The organism is Pantoea sp. EEL5 (assembly GCF_049892805.1).
GTDB lineage: Bacteria > Pseudomonadota > Gammaproteobacteria > Enterobacterales > Enterobacteriaceae > Pantoea > Pantoea ananatis.
In genome coordinates this window covers 495355-514369 of the sequence record NZ_JBNDNJ010000002.1, presented here as the reverse complement: position 1 = coordinate 514369, position 19015 = coordinate 495355, and the positions used below count along the sequence as shown (strand labels likewise).

13 protein-coding genes are annotated in these 19015 nt (G+C 55.4%); 1 reads left to right on the top strand and 12 read right to left on the bottom strand.

The features are described from left to right. Positions 1–38 precede the first annotated feature (38 nt). The 6 genes from ACPXSQ_RS13965 to rlmD form a co-directional block, all read right to left on the bottom strand. The gene (locus tag ACPXSQ_RS13965) at positions 39–1154 is read right to left on the bottom strand and encodes an endonuclease/exonuclease/phosphatase family protein (RefSeq protein ID WP_022623104.1); all 1116 of its coding nucleotides are present in this window, start codon (positions 1152–1154) and stop codon (positions 39–41) included. Between the two features lie 239 nt (positions 1155–1393). Continuing rightward, positions 1394–2689 (bottom strand): phosphopyruvate hydratase, encoded by a 1296-nt coding sequence (eno, locus tag ACPXSQ_RS13960; RefSeq protein WP_013026946.1) that lies wholly within the window; start codon positions 2687–2689, stop codon positions 1394–1396. A 76-nt stretch (positions 2690–2765) separates the two neighbouring features. After that, positions 2766–4403, bottom strand: a complete 1638-nt coding sequence (gene pyrG, locus ACPXSQ_RS13955) for a glutamine hydrolyzing CTP synthase (protein ID WP_013026947.1) — start codon at positions 4401–4403, stop codon at positions 2766–2768. A 229-nt stretch (positions 4404–4632) separates the two neighbouring features. Then, positions 4633–5421, bottom strand: a complete 789-nt coding sequence (gene mazG / locus ACPXSQ_RS13950) for a nucleoside triphosphate pyrophosphohydrolase (RefSeq protein ID WP_426144100.1) — start codon at positions 5419–5421, stop codon at positions 4633–4635. 92 nt (positions 5422–5513) lie between these two features. Continuing rightward, complete coding sequence (gene relA, locus ACPXSQ_RS13945) at positions 5514–7745, bottom strand: GTP diphosphokinase (RefSeq protein WP_013026949.1); 2232 nt, start codon at positions 7743–7745, stop codon at positions 5514–5516. A gap of 32 nt (positions 7746–7777) precedes the next feature. Beyond that, on the bottom strand, positions 7778–9097 hold the full coding sequence (rlmD, locus tag ACPXSQ_RS13940) for a 23S rRNA (uracil(1939)-C(5))-methyltransferase RlmD (RefSeq protein ID WP_105078923.1): 1320 nt from the start codon (positions 9095–9097) through the stop codon (positions 7778–7780). A gap of 86 nt (positions 9098–9183) precedes the next feature. Here rlmD and barA point away from each other — a divergent pair, with 86 nt between their 5' ends. Next, positions 9184–11913 (top strand): two-component sensor histidine kinase BarA, encoded by a 2730-nt coding sequence (gene barA, locus ACPXSQ_RS13935; protein ID WP_026020900.1) that lies wholly within the window; start codon positions 9184–9186, stop codon positions 11911–11913. Between the two features lie 56 nt (positions 11914–11969). Here barA and ACPXSQ_RS13930 read toward each other — a convergent pair whose 3' ends face one another. The 6 genes from ACPXSQ_RS13930 to ACPXSQ_RS13905 all read right to left on the bottom strand — a co-directional run bounded on the left by ACPXSQ_RS13930 (position 11970) and on the right by ACPXSQ_RS13905 (position 18945). Then, positions 11970–13109, bottom strand: a complete 1140-nt coding sequence (locus ACPXSQ_RS13930) for a glycerate kinase (protein ID WP_014605158.1) — start codon at positions 13107–13109, stop codon at positions 11970–11972. Positions 13110–13183: 74 nt separating this feature from the next. Then, on the bottom strand, positions 13184–14068 hold the full coding sequence (gene garR / locus ACPXSQ_RS13925; protein WP_013026953.1) for a 2-hydroxy-3-oxopropionate reductase: 885 nt from the start codon (positions 14066–14068) through the stop codon (positions 13184–13186). Positions 14069–14086: 18 nt separating this feature from the next. Then, the gene (garL, locus tag ACPXSQ_RS13920; protein ID WP_019104734.1) at positions 14087–14857 is read right to left on the bottom strand and encodes a 2-dehydro-3-deoxyglucarate aldolase; all 771 of its coding nucleotides are present in this window, start codon (positions 14855–14857) and stop codon (positions 14087–14089) included. A 46-nt stretch (positions 14858–14903) separates the two neighbouring features. After that, positions 14904–16235, bottom strand: a complete 1332-nt coding sequence (gene gudD, locus ACPXSQ_RS13915; RefSeq protein WP_024471447.1) for a glucarate dehydratase — start codon at positions 16233–16235, stop codon at positions 14904–14906. 10 nt (positions 16236–16245) lie between these two features. After that, positions 16246–17592, bottom strand: coding sequence for an enolase C-terminal domain-like protein (locus ACPXSQ_RS13910; RefSeq protein ID WP_426144096.1), 1347 nt, complete (start codon positions 17590–17592; stop codon positions 16246–16248). A 9-nt stretch (positions 17593–17601) separates the two neighbouring features. After that, complete coding sequence (locus tag ACPXSQ_RS13905; protein ID WP_014594458.1) at positions 17602–18945, bottom strand: MFS transporter; 1344 nt, start codon at positions 18943–18945, stop codon at positions 17602–17604. Between the last annotated feature and the right edge of the window lie 70 nt (positions 18946–19015).

The window sequence follows — 19015 nt, the reverse complement described above, 5'->3', positions numbered from 1 at the left end:
GCGGTCAGCGCCGCGACCTGTGCCGTCTATACCTCGGACTAGATCTTCAGGTCCACCCAGACTGCCGCATGATCCGAGGCGGCATTCACCTCTTTTTTCAGTTCGGGATAGGTTTCCCATTTTACCGGACGCACGCCGGGCCACATCCCTTTGCGCCACACGCCGCCCTTTTCCACTTTTTTCCACAGCGCGGGGGACAGTAAAATGTAGTCAATTTTATTACTGGCGCTGCAGCCGCCCCAGGTTCCTGGATAGCCGCCGTTATCAAATTTTTCATGGGTGAAGATATCTTTCAGATCGGTTTCTTTCAGCAGAGGTGCCAGCGCCTCGCTGTCCGGCGTATCGTTAAAGTCTCCGGTGATAGCAATCAGCGTTTGTCCCTCTTTAATTCGCTGCTGATAAATTGCCTTCACCCGTTCGGCCTGCAGTTTACGGCGGGCGTCGGAAAGCGTTTTGGCACCGTAGCCTTTGCTTTTAAAATGGTTAACCAGCACGTGCAGGGTTTGTCCATCGGGTAGCGGAATCGCAAATTCGGGACAGTCGCGCGAGAAAATCAGGTCGCCCTGCTTATCCTTATCATCAACGTGGCTGCGAATGGTGTCGATTGCGAAGCCTGCTCCTGTCATCAGGCCAACATCAATGCCCCGCTCATCGTTGCCGTCAATCACCATGACGTGATCAAAAGGCGTTCCCTGGCGCGCAGGCAGCATGGCGTTATTAAATTCCAGTAAAGCGGGCCGGCTTTCTGCCTCAACAACGGTCAAAATATCTGCCTTGAGGTCAATCATGACCTGCGCTGTTAATCCCATAGCTATTTCATCTACCGGCGCACGCCGCAGTTCCAGCGAACCGACCCAGTCGGCGCGTCCTGCGGCAATAATCTTTATTCCGCTGTTGTCTGTGGGGCGGGTCAACAGCTTGCCCCGGTTACGCCGGAGGATAACAAAGGGCCCGGTATCTGACTTTTGCAGCCCCAGCGCCTCCATCAATTCCACCATTTGCTTCTTAGTCGCATCGCTGTATTCCACCTGCCCCAGCAGTGCATTCAGTTGGGCGAATTTTTCCAGCGTCGGTTTGCCCTCACGCCATTCGTTTTGGTTCATTGCTCTGGCGCGATCGAACAGGTTTTCCACGTTATAAGAAGCCAGTCTCATGCGTTTCCCCCTTCTGCCTGTCAGAAATGTGAACCTGAAGCGCGTGCTTCAGGCCAGCGGTAAGGTGCGGGGTCAGCCCGGCGCACCTTGCTCGTTATTCAGTGTCGGTGGGTTTTATTAAGAACGGATGTAAACAGCATAGACGTCGCGCAAAAAGATGGAGGAAGCCGCATAAGGTCCGGGCATAAAAAAACCCGCCACGTGGGCGGGTTATGATCAGAAGTCAGACGGCAGTAAACTTACTGACCTTTAACTTCTTTCAGACCGTTGAAGGGGGCTTTTGAACCCAGCGCTTCTTCGATACGGATCAGCTGGTTGTACTTAGCAACACGGTCAGAACGGCTCATTGAACCGGTTTTGATCTGGCCCGCAGCTGTACCGACCGCCAGGTCAGCGATGGTCGCATCTTCAGTTTCGCCTGAGCGGTGAGAGATCACAGCGGTATAGCCTGCATCTTTCGCCATTTTAATTGCAGCCAGGGTTTCGGTCAGTGAACCGATCTGGTTGAATTTGATCAGGATAGAGTTAGCAATGCCTTTCTCGATACCTTCTTTCAGGATTTTGGTGTTGGTTACGAACAGGTCGTCGCCCACCAGCTGGATTTTGTCGCCCAGCACTTTGGTCTGGTAGGCGAAGCCATCCCAGTCAGACTCGTCCAGGCCATCTTCGATAGAAACGATCGGATACTGTTTAGTCAGATCTTCCAGGAAGTGGGTGAACTCTTCTGAGGTAAACGCTTTACCGCCTTCACCGGCCAGAACGTATTTGCCATCTTTGTAGAATTCAGAAGCCGCACAGTCCATGGCCAGAGTGATGTCTTTACCCAGCTCGTAACCGGCTGCTTTTACCGCTTCAGCGATAACGGCCAGCGCTTCGGCGTTAGAACCCAGGTTTGGCGCATAGCCACCTTCGTCACCCACCGCCGTGCTCATGCCTTTGCTTTTCAGCACTTTTGCCAGGTTGTGGAACACTTCAGAACCCATACGGATCGCTTCTTTAACGTTTGAAGCGCCAACCGGCTGAATCATGAATTCCTGAATGTCGACGTTGTTGTCTGCGTGTTCGCCGCCGTTGATGATGTTCATCATTGGCAGTGGCATAGAGTATTTGCCCGGGGTGCCGTTCAGCTCAGCGATGTGCTCATACAGCGCCTGACCTTTAGAGGCTGCTGCGGCTTTCGCTGCTGCCAGGGAAACAGCCAGAATGGCGTTAGCACCGAAGTTAGATTTGTTCTCAGTACCGTCCAGGTCGATCATGATTTTATCGATGTTCGCCTGATCTTTCGCGTCTTTGCCTTTTACCGCTTCAGCAATCGGGCCGTTAACCGCAGCAACGGCTTTGGTTACGCCTTTGCCCAGGAAACGGGATTTGTCACCGTCACGCAGTTCCAGTGCTTCACGAGAACCGGTAGATGCACCTGACGGTGCCGCAGCCAGACCAACGAAACCACCTTCCAGGTGAACTTCTGCTTCAACAGTTGGGTTGCCACGTGAGTCGATAATTTCGCGACCGATGACTTTTACGATTTTGGCCATTACGATTTTCCTCAGTACAAGTTAGTCAATCCTAAGACAAACAACGCGCGAAAAGTTCGCGCGTTGTTCGTTAAACTTATTTCGCTAAACGCTTCTGATGCTCATGTGCTGCTTTCACAAAACCCGCAAACAACGGATGACCATCGCGAGGCGTCGATGTGAACTCAGGGTGGAACTGGCAAGCAATAAACCATGGATGATTCGGGATCTCAATGATCTCAACCAACTGATCGTCACCTGAACGACCTGCCACGCGTAAACCCGCTGCCTCAATTTGCTTCAGCAGCATGTTGTTCACTTCATAGCGGTGACGATGGCGCTCAACAATGGTGTCAGAACCGTACAGCTGGCGAACCTTACTTTCCGGATTCAGCTGGCACTGCTGGCTGCCCAGGCGCATGGTGCCACCCAGATCGCTCTGTTCAGTACGCACTTCCACGTTGCCTTCTTCGTCACGCCATTCGGTGATCAGTGCCACCACCGGATACTTACAGTCTGGCACAAATTCAGTGGAGTTAGCGCCTTCCATTCCGGCGACGTTACGGGCGAACTCCATCAGTGCGACCTGCATGCCGAGGCAGATGCCGAGATAAGGCACGTTGTTTTCACGCGCGTATTTCGCCGTCATCAGCTTGCCTTCTACGCCACGGTAGCCAAAGCCGCCAGGGATCAGAATGGCATCCAAATCTTTCAGCAATTCGACACCACGGGTTTCAACGTCCTGTGAGTCGATCAGCTTGATGTTTACGGTCACACGATTTTTCAGACCGCCGTGCTTCAGCGCTTCAATAACGGATTTATAGGCATCCGGCAGCTCGACATATTTGCCCACCATGCCAATGGTGACTTCGCCGCCCGGATTGGCTTCTTCATAAATCACCTGCTCCCACTCGGCCAGATTGGCTTCCGGGGCGTTCAGGTTGAAACGCTTACAGATGTAGTCGTCCAGGCCCTGTGATTTCAACATGCCAGGAATTTTATAAATTGAATCGACGTCTTTCAGCGAGATAACGGCTTTTTCCGGCACGTTACAGAACAGGGCAATTTTGCCACGCTCATTGGCTGGCACCGCACGATCGGACCGGCAAATGAGCACGTCAGGCTGAATACCGATGGAGAGCAGCTCTTTGACCGAGTGCTGCGTCGGCTTGGTTTTCACCTCGCCTGCGGCGGCCATGTAAGGCACCAGCGTCAGGTGCATATACATCGTATGCTCGCGGCCCACATCCACCGCCATCTGACGAATCGCTTCCAGGAACGGCAGGGATTCGATATCACCGACCGTACCGCCGATTTCGACCAGCACCACATCGTGGCCTTCACCGCCTTCAAGAATGCGCTCTTTGATCGCATTCGTGATATGAGGGATGACCTGAATAGTGGCGCCAAGGTAGTCACCGCGACGCTCTTTGCGCAGGACTTCTGAGTAGATACGGCCCGTGGTGAAGTTGTTGCGGCGCGACATTTTAGTGCGGATGAAGCGCTCGTAGTGGCCCAAATCCAGATCGGTTTCGGCACCATCATCGGTGACAAACACTTCACCATGCTGAGTAGGGCTCATGGTACCCGGATCGACGTTGATGTACGGATCCAGTTTCATGATGGTCACATTCAGACCACGCGCTTCGAGAATGGCTGCGAGGGAGGCTGCGGCAATGCCTTTACCCAGAGAGGATACGACCCCGCCGGTCACAAAAATATAATTCGTTGTCATGCTGAACCTGAGAGTTTAGGTTTAAAGACGGTGGAATAACCAGGACGGGAAAACAGTATACTGGAAACCGCTATCAGCCACAATTGATGAATCACATCCCTCTCCCAAAGCATTGCTGCGGGTAACATAGCGGATAGCGGTAAACAAAATTTTGACCTGCGTCACAAATCTGACGTCAGGCTGAATCGAGTAAGCTCGAGCGCACACTTTATGCGCGGTACAGGAATAATCAGCTTTTTTCCGTTGCCTTCACCTGCTGCCAGGCGGCCTCCATCTGTTCCAGCGTCGCCCCCGGCATTGTCAGGCCCTGCGCGCTGATAATAGCTTCTACCGCGCGGAAACGTCGCTCAAACTTGTCGTTGGCTTTCTGCAGCGCCGTTTCGGCCTTGCTGCCCAAATGACGAGAGAGGTTAACGGTCGCAAACAGGAGATCGCCAATCTCTTCTTCCAGCTTTTGGGGATCGATAACGCTTTGCTGCGCTTCATGCATGACTTCGTCAATCTCTTCATGCACCTTATCGACCACCGGCCCCAGTGTGCTCCAGTCGAAGCCCACGTTGTGGCATCGTTTCTGAATTTTATGGGCGCGCATCAGGGCTGGCAGGGCTTTGGGAATATCGTCCAGCGCCGAGTGCTGGGCTTTTTCTGACCGTTCGGCGCTTTTAATCGCTTCCCAGTTTTTTAACACGTCTGCGCTGTTCTCTGCCGTGCCGTCCGCAAAAATGTGTGGATGGCGGCGTTCCAGCTTGTCACTGATGGCATGGCAGATATCATCAAAATTAAAACGCCCCTGCTCCTGGGCCATCTGGGCATAAAACACCACCTGAAACAGCAAATCGCCCAGCTCCCCCCGCAGATCGTCGAAGTCCTCGCGCTGGATGGCGTCCAGCACTTCATAGGTTTCTTCCAGCGTGTAAGGCGCGATAGTGGCAAAGGTCTGCTCGCGATCCCACGGGCAACCCTGCTGCGGATCGCGCAGGGTTTTCATAATGCCCAGCAGGCGATCAATTGACGTCATAGGGAAATCCTTCAGGTGTTCAGTTGGCATAACAGCGGTGATAAAAGCAGCCAGGCGCACGTCGGTCAAGACATGCGCCTGATAACGGACGATTAGTGCAGGCGGCGGGCATCGATAATGTCAGGCACCTGATTCAGGCGAGACAGCACGCGCCCCAGGACCTGATGGTTATAAATCTCGATGTCCATATCAATGGTGGCGAGCTGTTTTTTGGTATCGCTGCGGCTTGAAACGCCCAGGACGTTAACCTTCTCATTCGCGAGGATGGTGGTGATATCGCGTAACAGCCCGCTACGATCGTTGGCCGTCACCCTTACGACCAGCGAATAGCCGCTGGAGTAGCTTTCGCCCCATACGGCATCAACAATGCGCTCGGGCGCGGTAGAAATCAGCTCAGACAGCTGGTCGCAATCGGCGCGGTGAATCGAAATGCCCCGTCCGTGCGTGATAAAACCCACGATGTCGTCACCCGGAATCGGCTGACAGCAGCGTGCAATATGGTGCATCAGGTTGCCCACGCCTTCCACGACCACACGGCCGCTCTCTTTGCGTGACGTTGGCGCATGCGATTTTTGTGTGAGCTGGCGCAGGGCTTCACGATCCTGCTCTTCCGCCGTCGGCTTATTGAGCTTCGCCTGCAGGAAATTCACCATCTGATGAAGGCGAATGTCCCCCCCGCCGATGGCAGCCAGCAACTCGTCCAGCGAGGTAACGTTATAGCGCGGCAGCAGCAGTTTCTCGGCTTCACGCAGGCTGATATCCATCTGATTCAGCTCGTTATCCAGAATCTGACGACCGGCAAGAATGTTTTTATCGCGATCCTGCTTGCGGAACCAGTTATGAATCTTGGCGCGGCCTCGGCTGGTGGTGATGAACCCCAGATTAGGGTTCAGCCAGTCACGACTCGGATTCGGCTGTTTTTGGGTGATGACTTCCACCTGATCGCCCATCTGCAGCTGATAGGTGAAGGGCACGATGCGGCCACCAATCTTGGCACCGATGCAGCGGTGACCGATATCGCTGTGAATGTGGTAAGCGAAATCCAGCGGGGTAGAACCTGCCGGCAAATCGACCACGTCCCCTTTTGGCGTAAAGACATAGACACGGTCGTCAAATACCTGGCTGCGCACCTCTTCCAGCAGCTCGCCGGAATCCGCCATCTCTTCCTGCCATGAGATCAGCTTACGTAGCCAGGCAATGCGCTCTTCGTGACCTGCCGCGCCACGCGCATGGCTGGACGACGGCCCTTCTTTGTATTTCCAGTGCGCGGCGACGCCCAGCTCGGCGTCCTCATGCATCTGGCGGGTACGGATCTGGATCTCGACGGTTTTGCCCTCGGGCCCTAGAACCACGGTATGAATGGACTGATAGCCGTTAGGTTTGGGGTTGGCGACATAGTCGTCGAACTCGTTGGGCAGGTGGCGATACAGCGTGTGCACCGTGCCCAGCGCGCCGTAGCAGTCCTGCAGTCGCTCGGCAACAATACGCACCGCGCGAACATCAAATAGCTCATCAAACGCCAGCGACTTCTTCTGCATCTTGCGCCAGATGCTGTAGATATGTTTAGGACGGCCGTACACTTCGGCCCGCACGCCCTCTTTTGCCATCTCTTTGCGCAGATTATCGACAAAGTTATCGATGTACTGCTCACGGTCGATGCGGCGCTCGTGCAGCAGCTTAGCAATGCGCTTGTACTCGTCGGGATGCAGGTAGCGGAAGCAGTAATCTTCCAGCTCCCACTTAAGCTGACCGATGCCCAGGCGGTTCGCCAGCGGGGCATAAATATTGGTGCTCTCTTTCGCCGCCAGTACGCGTTCATCTTCCGGCGCGTCTTTAACTTCGCGCAGGTTCATGATGCGCTCAGCCAACTTCAGCACCACGCAGCGGAAATCTTCCACCATGGCGAGCAACATACGGCGGACATTATCCACCTGCTCAGAAGCCATTGAATCGTTATGAATAGCTTTCAGCTGACGAATGGCGTCCATATCGCGGACCCCGTGCACCAGCGAAACGATGCCCGGACCGACGGTTTTTTCCAGCTCTTCTTCGCTGACCACTTCGTCATTCGCGAGCGGGAAAATCAATGCGGCGCACAGGCTTTCGATATCCATGCTGAGCATCGAGAGAATTTCCACCATCTCGATGCCGCGCCACAGCAGCAGCGACTGGTGAGGATGCCCCTGAGTCTGCGCTTCACAATAGCGCCAGGTTTCAGCAAGGCGATCACAGGAATGCGGGTTAGCAACGCCAAGACTGGCGATCCACTGGTCAAGGGCAAACTCCCCTTCCGTATTTAAATGCGCACTTCTGACCGCAACCATATCCTCTCCTGCACAGCGCCCCTGCCGGACACTTATATTTTTTTTCTGAACAGCACCATGGATTCGAGATGACGGGTATGAGGAAACATATCCAGCATCGCGACCCTTTCCAATTGGTAACCCGCTGACAGCAATGTTTCACTGTCACGTGCGAGTGTCACAGGATTACACGAAACATAGACCACGCATTCTGGCGATAATTTGACGACATGTGCCATGACACCTGCCGCCCCAGCGCGAGCCGGATCGAGTAATACCTTGTTAAATCCCTGCATAGCCCAGGGCTGGCGCGAAACATCTTCTTCCAGATTATGCTGGAAGAATTTGACGTTTTTTAGCGCATTCACGTCAGCATTATACTCTGCCTGCTGCACTAATGCTGCAACGCCCTCCACACCCACGGCACTTTGTACCGATTTTCCTACAGGAAGCGTAAAGTTTCCCATGCCGCAAAACAGATCCAGCACCCGATCTTCAGGTTGCAAATCCAGCCACGCAATGGCCTTCGCCACCATCTGCTGATTCACCGTATCGTTGACCTGAATAAAATCCTTTGGACTGAAGATTAGCTCAAGCTGGTGAGAATGATAAAACGGCTGCCGATCGCCAGATGCGCGCAGCGTCTCGCTTCCATCATCCAGAAACAGCATCAGTTGGTGCTGATGCGAAAAACGTTCCAGTTTTGCAATATCATCGCTACTTAATGCATCGAGATGGCGCAATAACAGCACCGGGCCGTTGTCAGCCAGCACCAGCTCAACATGACCTAAGCGTTTGACAGCATTAAGCATAGTGAGACAATTGCGCAGCGGAATAATCAGCGCTTCAAGCTGGGGCACCATGATGGGGCACTGCTGGATATCGACGAGATCGTTGGTGGCCGCCTGGCGAAACCCCATCAGCAACTGCTGTGTTTTGTTCTGCCACTGCAGGCCAAGCCTGACGCGGCGACGGTAGCCCCAGGCCGGTCCGGCAATGATCTCATCAACCGCCACCGGCTGGTTCGCTGCCTGGGTCAACATCCGTGCCAGCGCACGTGATTTACTTTGCTGTTGTAACGCCTCGTCGACATGCTGCTGCTGACAACCGCCACAGCGGCTAAAATGGGGACAGCGCGGCGCAACCCGTGAAGGACTGTGGTTAAGCAGGCGCACGGCTTTCGCTCTGGCATACTGGCGTTTATCCTCCAGCAGGGTGACCTCGGCCTGCTCTCCGGGCAGCGCGCCCGAGACAAACAGGGTTTTGCCCTTGTAGCGGGCAACGCCCTGACCAAACGGGTCGAGGTCTTCAATGGTGACGGTGATCCGTTGTTGGGTCGTCACGCGCTGTTTTGCGGAGTAAAATTGCGCCATAGTGTGGTTCTTTCTCTTTAAGATTCGATGTGCACAAGGTTCAGCAGATGCACAGGGACGTTCATGCCGGACAGCAGGCGACTATTATGACCAAATACAGCCTGCGGGCGCGAATGATGATTTTAATTTTGGCCCCAACGTTGATGGTTGGGTTACTGCTCAGCTCATTTTTTGTCGTGCATCGTTATAATGAGCTGCAGCGCCAGGTCATCGATGCCGGGGCCAATATCATCGAACCGCTGGCGGTTTCTACCGAATACAGCATGACATGGCACAATCGTGACGCGCTACGTGAACTGGTCAGTTTACTGCATCGCCGCCATTCCGGGATCGTGCGCGCCATCTCCGTTTTCGACGATAATAATCAGCTTTATGTCACCTCTAATAATCACCAAAACCTGAGTCTGGAAAGCAAGCAGGCTATTCGCGCGCTGCCTGAGGATGTGTCCGTTGAAGGCAGTGGCAACCTGCTGATCTTACGCAAGCCGATTATCTCTGAACGTTACGCCGTGGATGAGCTGCCGGGTCAGGATGCCAAACCCGCAGGTAACCCGTTGGGCTATGTGGCGATAGAGCTGGATCTGCAATCCGTGCGCTTACAGCAATATCGGGAAGTTTTTATTGCTACCCTGATGCTGCTGTTCTGCCTGTGTATTGCCATGCTGTTTGCCTATCGCCTGATGCGGGACGTCACCGGCCCTATTCGTAATATGGTTAGCACCGTTGACCGAATTCGTCGTGGACAACTGGACAGCCGGGTTGAAGGCCATATGCTGGGTGAATTGAGTATCCTGAAAAACGGTATCAACGCGATGGCGATGTCGCTCACCGCCTATCACGAAGAGATGCAGCACAATATCGATCAGGCCACATGGGACCTGCGGGAAACGCTGGAGCAGTTGGAGATTCAGAACGTCGAGCTGGATCTGGCCAAAAAGCGCGCGCAGGAAGCCGCCCGTATCAAATCCGAATTTCTGGCAAATATGTCGCATGAGTTGCGTACGCCGCTTAATGGCGTGCTGGGCTTTACCCGTCAGATGTTGAAAACGCCGCTGCGCACCACGCAGCGCGACTACATGCTGACCATTGAGCGCTCGGCCAACAATCTCCTGTCCATCATTAATGACGTGCTTGATTTTTCCAGACTGGAAGCCGGCAAGCTGATGCTGGAGTCCATTCCCTTTCCGTTGCGCGCCACCCTGGATGAAACCCTGGTTTTGCTGGCCCCATCCGCCCATGAGAAGGGGCTGGAGTTGACCGTGGTCTGCGATAACAGCGTGCCGGACAACGTGATTGGCGATGCGCTCCGCCTGCAGCAGATCCTGATCAACCTGATGGGCAACGCGATTAAATTTACCGAAAAAGGGACCATCAATTTACGGGTAGAACAGCACACGATTACGGCGACGCATGTTGAACTGGAGATTCAGGTTCGCGACACAGGGATTGGCATTTCTGAAGAGCAGCAGGCCCAGCTGTTTCAGGCCTTTCGCCAGGCGGATGCCAGTATTTCCCGCCGCCACGGAGGATCGGGGCTGGGCCTGGTCATTACCCAAAAACTGGTAAGGGAAATGAACGGGGAGATCACCTTCGTCAGCCGTCAGAACCACGGCTCCACCTTTTGGGTGCGCGTTAAACTGGACCTCAATCCCAATGCACCGAGTATGCCTCGAGTGCTGGATGCACTGTCGAACACGCGCATGGCCTATGTGGAGGCGAACCCCGACGTCGCCAGCGCGGTGGTAGAGATTTTAGGTGCCACGCCGTTGCAGGTTGAGCACAGTTTAACCCTGGAGGGCCTGAGCCAGTCGCGCTATCCCATTGTGTTAATGGCCATGCCGGTCAACGCCAGCCAGCCGCAGGTGCTTGAGGACAGGCTGATCCATACGCTTTTGGAGCGCGCCGACCAGGTCATTATGGCGCTGCCGAGTCCGATGATGTTACTGGCCGATGAGCTGAAAGTGCGTGGTATTGATGGCTGCATCGCAAAACCCGTCTCGCAGACGCGCCTGTTGCCGATGCTGCTGGAGCTGCATGCCCGTCACAGCAGCGAACTATCGGCCTCACCGCGTCTGCCGCTGACCGTGATGGCCGTGGACGACAATCCCGCTAACCTCAAGCTGATTGGGGCGCTGCTGGAAGAGCAGGTCCAACATATCGTACTGTGCAATAATGCGGAGCAGGCCATCCGTGTGGCCCACAGGCAAGTGCTGGACGTGATCTTAATGGATATACAAATGCCCGATATTGATGGCATTCGGGCCAGCGAGATCATCCGCACGCTGCCCAACCACGCAACCACCCCGATAGTCGCCGTTACCGCCCACGCTATTGACGGTGAACGCGAACATCTTATCCGGGCCGGCATGAACGACTACCTGGCCAAGCCTATTGATGAAAACAAGCTCGCTCAGGTCCTGGCCCGCTATATGCCCAGCCCGAGCACCACGGCGCCCGAGATCCCCCCAATATTACCCACGCTGGACTGGAAGCTGGCATTACGCCAGGCAGCGAATAAGCCGGATCTGGCGCGGGATTTACTCCGAATGCTGTTGGCATTCCTGCCGGAAGTGCACGGTAAAATGGCGCAGTTTATCGCCGACAACGACGCGACCTCCCTGCGTGAGATCATTCATAAACTTCACGGCAGCGCCAGCTACAGCGGCGTCCCGCGGATGAAACAACTGTGCCGTAAGCTTGAGAAAGAGCTTCATCAGGCAAGCGATATCGAAGCGCTGGAGCCGGAACTGCTGGAGCTTCAGGATGAAATGGAGAACGTCGCCAGACAGGCACGGCGCATCCTCTCCATGCCTTAGCCGGGCATACTGCGGAAGAACGAACGGCCCTGTCAGGTGAAGGGCCGTGAATACGCTTAGTGAAACCCGGCGATTTTCATTGTGGCAGCCACATTGCGCGCGGTGAGACGGACATTGTTTTCTGCCCCTTTTAGCGCCTCATCCAGCGAGCAAATACGGTAAAGCACGCTAAATACGGCATCCAGGCCATGCTGATGCACCACACCGACATCGTCAGTCAGGCTACCGGCAATGCCTATCACGGGAATATTAAAACGCTTAGCGACCTTTGCCACACCAATCGGCACCTTGCCCTTGATGCTCTGGCTGTCGATTCGCCCCTCGCCGGTAATGACCAGATCGGCATCTTTTACCTGCTCCTCCAGGCCCAGCGCTTCCGTCACAATCTCAATCCCACGGCGTAATTCCGCCTGACAAAACGCGTGCAGCGCAGCCCCCATGCCACCGGCAGCGCCGCCACCGCTGATCTGCAGCACATCAATACCCAAATCGCGCTGAATAAGCGCAGCGTAATGTGTCAGGGCTCGATCCAGTTGCTCAACCCGTTCTGGCGTCGCGCCTTTCTGGGGGCCAAACACCGCAGAGGCACCGTGATCGCCCGTCAGCGTATTGGTTACATCGCAGGCCACTTCAACGCGGCACTGCCGAATGCGCGGGTCCAGTCCGGTAACGTCAATGCTTGCCAGGTCAGGCAATGCGCCACCTCCCCGACCAATTTGCTCGCCTTGTTTATCCAGCAAGCGAGCGCCCAGCGCCTGCATCATGCCAGCACCACCGTCATTGGTGGCGCTGCCACCGATACCGATAATGATGTGTCGGACGCCTTTATCCAGCGCGTTTTTAATTAGCTCCCCAGTCCCAAACGAGGTGGTGATCAGGGGATCCCGCTGCGCTGCCGGTACCAGCTCCAGGCCGCTGGCCGCCGCCATCTCGATATAGGCGGTATCTTCATTACCCGACAGGCCGTAAAACGCCTCGACAGGTTCACCCAGCGGACCGGTGACCTTTAACCTGACCCGCTTTCCCTGGGTCGCAGCCACCATGGCTTCCACCGTGCCTTCACCACCATCAGCAACCGGTATTTTCACATAATGGGCATCGGGAAAAACCTCACGGAACCCCGCTTCGATTGCCGATGCCACTTCCAGGGCCGAAAGACTTTCTTTATATGAATCCGGTGCGATTACGATTTTCATAGGCAATCCAGGCGGTATTAATTAACGATCAGAGCGTGAAATCGGCCCGGCCTCCACAGAAGCCGGGCAAGGCATTAGCGAGAGATCTCAACCTTTGCTAATTTTTCATAATAGCAGGCCAGCGCGCTGTGGTCGGCACTCCCCTGTCCGTCATTACGCAACGCCTGCATCATTTCCATCACGGCCGCCGTCAGCGGAAGGTGCGCACCAAGGCTGTGCGAGGTATCCAGCGCGTTAGCCAGATCCTTGATATGTAAATCAATGCGGAAACCCGGCTTAAAGTTGCGGTCCATCACCATGGGCGCTTTGGCATCCAGCACGGTGCTGCCCGCCAGACCGCCACGAATCGCCTGATACACCAGTTCCGGGCTGACGCCCGCTTTGGTCGCCAGTGACAAGGCTTCAGACATGGCGGCAATATTCAGCGCCACAATGACCTGATTTGCCAGCTTCGTCACGTTGCCTGCGCCGATATCGCCGGTATGAACCACCGATCCTGCCATGGCTTTCATGATGTCGTAGCACTGGTCAAACACGGCTTTATCGCCGCCCACCATCACGGATAACGTCCCCTCAATCGCTTTGGGCTCGCCGCCGCTCACCGGCGCATCCAGCATGTGAATCTGCTTTGCTGCCAGCGCATCGTGGACTTCACGGCTCGCCAGCGGCGCAATGGAGCTCATATCGATCACAATCAGGCCCGGTTTCGCGCCATCGATAATGCCGTTTTCGCCCAGGCAAACCTCTTTCACCTGTGGGGAATTTGGCACCATGGTGATCACCACATCGCACTGTTGCGCCAGTTCTTTGGCATTCGCCGCCGTAGTCGCGCCCAGCTGCACCAGCTCGGCTTCGTTTTCTGCATTATGATCGCGTACCACCAGTGAATAACCGGCTTTCAGCAGGTTTTTACTCATTGGTTTGCCCATGATGCCCAGGCCAATAAAGCCAATTTTCATGTCGTTTCTCCTGGATGATTACTTTTTAAATTTGTCGCACAACGCCTGCGTGGCACTGCGGAAAACACCGAGATCGCTGCCAACGGCAACAAAGGTTGCGCCCCATTCGAGATAGCGACGGGCATCGGCTTCCACCGGTGCCAGAATGCCGCTGGGCTTGTTGGCGGCTTTTGCCCGCTCAAAGATGTGTTTGATGACCGTTAACACCTCCGGATGGGCCGGCTGTCCGAGATAGCCGAGAGCGGCAGAGAGATCGCCCGGCCCGACAAAAATGCCGTCCACGCCGTCAACAGCGGCGATGGCGTCAATGTTGTCGACAGCCTGCTGGGTTTCTATTTGGACCAGCACCGAAATGTTGTCGTTGATGGTGGCGTTATAATTCGGCACCGTGCCGTACATGTTGCTGCGATGGGAAACCGACACGCCGCGAATTCCGGCAGGCGGATAGCGCGTTGAGGCAACTGCACGTCTGGCTTCGTCTTCATTCTCGACAAAGGGAACAAGGATGTTATTAAAACCAATATCCAGCAGGCGCTTGATGATGACCGGTTCATTACAGGGTGGACGCACCACCGGCGCGCTGCGGCTGCCCTTCAGCGCCATTAGCTGGGGAACAAACGTGGTGATATCGTTCGGTGCGTGCTCGCCATCCAGAACTAACCAGTCAAATCCGGCCAGCCCTAACACCTCGGTCGAAACAGGACTTGCCAGGGCGCACCAACTGCCGATCAGGGTTTCACCTGCCAGCAGGCGGCGACGGAATTCATTTGGCCAGGCTGTATTACTCATGATTTGACTCCTGTGGAACGGGCTTCCTGAAGGAAGCCCAAAAAAGTTAACGCACCAGGCACGGACGCTTGTTATCAAACGTCCACTGTGGGATCAGGAACTGCATGGCCTGAGCATCATCACGTGCGCCAAGGCCATGCTTTTGATACAGCGCGTTAGCCTGCATGACCTGGTCCATATCCAGTTCAATGCCCAGGCCCGGTGCCTGCGGCACTGCGACCATGCCGCCTTCAATCTGGAAAGGCGTTTTCGTCAGTCGTTGATTGCCTTCCTGCCAGATCCAATGGGTATCAATAGCGGTGATCTTGCCCGGCGCGGCAGCGGCAACGTGGGTAAACATCGCCAGTGAAATATCGAAATGGTTGTTGGAGTGCGAACCCCACGTCAGGCCAAACGCGTGGCACATTTGCGCCACGCGCACGGAACCCTGCATCGTCCAGAAGTGCGGATCGGCCAGTGGGATATCCACCGACTGTAATGACAACGTGTGGCCCATTTGACGCCAGTCAGTGGCGATCATATTCGTCGCCGTCGGCAGACCGGTAGCGCGCCGGAACTCGGCCATCACTTCACGCCCCGAATAGCCCTGCTCTGCGCCACAGGGATCTTCTGCATAGGCGAGGACGTTTTTAAGCTGCTTACCTAGCGTAATGGCTTCGTCAAGCGACCAGGCACCGTTGGGATCGATAGTGACGCGCGCTTGGGGGAAGCGCTTCGCGAGTGCAGTAATCGCTTCTGCCTCATCACTGCCGCTCAGCACGCCGCCTTTAAGTTTAAAATCGTTGAACCCGTATTTTTCATAGGCCGCTTCGGCCAGCCGCACCACGGCATCCGGCGTGAGCGCTTCCTGATGGCGCAGGCGATACCAGTCGCAGGTATCGTTGTCCTGATGCTGGTAGGCCAGCGAGGTCTTGTTGCGATCGCCAACGTAGAACAGATAACCCAGCATTTCGACTTTGTCGCGCTGCTGTCCGTCGCCCAATAGCGAGGCGACATTGACGCCCAGATGCTGCCCCAGCAGATCCAGCAGTGAGGCTTCGATGCCGGTGACCACGTGAATGGTGGTGCGAAGATCAAAGGTCTGATTACCTCGCCCAGCGGCATCGCGATCGGCAAAAGTGGCGCGAACCTGGCTCAGGATGTTTTTATATTCGCCAATCGTTTTGCCCACCACCAGCGCGGCAGCCTCTTCCAGGGTTTGACGAATCTTTTCGCCACCGGGAATTTCACCTACGCCAGTATGGCCTGCGTTGTCTTCAATGATCACGATATTGCGGGTGAAAAAAGGCGAATGTGCGCCGCTCAGGTTCAGTAACATGCTGTCATAGCCGGCAACTGGGATGACCTGCATGGCGGTAATTTTTGGTGTGGTATTCATCTGTTATCCCTTAAGCAGAGGCCCGGCCAAAGGCCGGCCGTTTACGGTCAAATGTCCAGCCTGGTAGCAAGTACTGCATGGCTGTGGCGTCATTACGTCCGCCCGCCGGCAGTGATTTGTAGTGTTCGTTTGCCAGGCGGAGTCGTTCCCAATCCAGTTCAATGCCCAGGCCAGGCGCATCTGGCACCGTGATTTTGCCCTGACGGATCTGCAGCGGCTCTTTTGTCAGGCGTTGATCGCCCTCCTGCCAGATCCAGTGCGTATCTATGGCGGTGGGATTACCGGGCGCGGCGGCACCGACGTGGGTGAACATCGCGAGAGAAATATCAAAGTGGTTATTCGAGTGGCAGCCCCAGATTAAGCCCCATTCATCGCACAGTTGCGCGACCCGAACGGCGCCGCTCATCGTCCAGAAGTGTGGATCGGCCAGTGGGATATCGACAGCATTGAGCATCAGCGCATGGTTCATTTCACGCCAGTTGGTGGCGATCATGTTGGTGGCGACCGGTAATCCGGTCGCACGACGAAACTCGGCCATCACCTCGCGCCCTGAATAACCCTGCTCGGCGCCACAGGGATCTTCTGCATAGGTCAGGACATCCTGCATGCCCTTACAGAATCCGATCGCCTCGTCCAGCCACCACGCGCCGTTAGGATCGACGGTGATGCGCGCCTCGGGGAAGCGCTTTTTCAGCGCCTGCGCGGTGGCGATCTCCTGTTCGCCCGGCAGCACTCCGCCCTTGAGTTTGAAATCTTTGAAACCGTATTTATCCTGCGCCGCCTCGGCCAGCCGGACAACCGACTCGCTATTCAGCGCTTCCTGATGGCGCAGGTGATACCAGTCATGCTGCGCCTTCTCACCCGTCAGATAAGGCAAATCGGTTTTACGGCGATCGCCTAAGTAGAACAGGTAGCCTAAAACCGTCACCTCATCGCGCTGCTTACCCGGTCCAAGCAGTTCGGCGACCGGCACGCCCAGGCATTGTCCCAGAAGGTCCAGCAGTGCGGCTTCCAGTGCCGCGACCGCGTTGACGCGCAGCTCAAAGGTCCAGGCCCCTTTGCCAAAAGTCTCGAAATCGGCGGACTGATTCCCCTGATGAATCTTCTGCACCAGCCGGTTCATACGGGCGACCTGCTGACCGATCACCTGCGGCGCGGCCTCGACTAAGGTCTGATAGAGGGTTTCTCCCCCCGGTGCTTCACCCAGCCCGGTGTGTCCTGCACTGTCGGTCAGGATCACGATATTGCGCGTGAAGCGGGCATTGTGTGCCCCGCCAATGTTGAGCAGCATACTGTCGTAGCCAGCCACAGGGACCACCTGCATAGTCGTAATAACGGGCGTCGATTGCGTATTCATGCAGGCTCCTTAGCGTGTTTTCAGCTCAATGCGCTTGATGTTATCCACCAGCACCAGGTAGCTGAGTACGGCAACGAACGCGTGGATACCGACATAAACCAGCGCGCCGTTATAAGAACCGGTAGAGGCAATGATGTAGCCGATCGCGATGGGGGTAATAATGCCGGATGCATTACCGAACATATTGAACAGACCGCCGCTCAGGCCGCTAATCTCTTTCGGTGCGGTGTCCGCCATGACTGCCCATCCCAGCGCGCCAATCCCTTTACCAAAGAAGGCGGTTGCCATGAACAGCACCACAACCCAGTCCGTCTCGACATAGTTACAGACCACCATGGACGTCGAGAGCAACATGCCGAGCACAATCGGGGTTTTACGGGCGATATTGAGTGAGCCGGTTTTGCGCATCAGCCAGTCAGAGATCACCCCGCCGAGCACGCCACCGATAAAGCCGCACAGCGCAGGCACCGAGGCGACAAAGCCCGCTTTAAGGATCGACATGCCCCTTGCCTGCACCAGATAAACCGGAAACCAGGTGATAAAGAAGTAGGTCAGAGCGTTGATGCAGTACTGGCCAATGTAGACACCGATCATCATGCGCGACTGCAGCAGTTGCTTGATCTGGAACCACTTATCACTGAAGCTGACTTTTTGCTTCTCGCTTTTCTGATCCATATTGATCAGGGCGCCGCCCTCCGCCATGTAGTCCAGCTCCGCTTTGTTCACGCCGGGATGATCGCAGGGATCGTAAATCACTTTGAGCCAGATAAAGCTCAAAATAATGCCCAGCCCTCCCATAAACCAGAACACGTGCGCCCAGCCCACCGCGGAGGTCAACCAGCCCATGATGGGCGCGAAAATTACCGTCGCGAAGTATTGTGCGGAGTTGAAAATCGCCACGGCAGTGCCGCGCTCCTGAGCCGGAAACCAGGCTGCCACAATACGGCTGTTACCCGGGAATGAAGGGGCTTCCGCCAGCCCGACCATAAAGCGCAGCATAAACAGCGCCATGACGATGGTGTAGCCGCTGAACACGTCCACGAACCCCTGCAGCAGGGTAAACAACGACCAAAGAAAGATACTCCAGAAATAGACGCGCTTAGAACCAAAGCGATCCAACAGCCAGCCACCGGGGATTTGCCCAATGACATAGGCCCATGAAAAAGCAGAGAAGATAAACCCCATCCCCACGGGATCGAGGCCAATTTCTTTTGCCATGGCCGAACCCGCGATAGACAACGTGGCGCGGTCACCGTAGTTGAATGAGGTCACAATAAACAGCATGACCACTATCCAGTAACGCGCGTTCGTCCGTTTTTGTACCGCCTCCGTTGTCTGGTGATAACTACTCATGATGCACTCCTGAAATATAGCGAAAGCTACATTCGCTCTGACTGCATACACATCGCGTTGGGTATCAGAG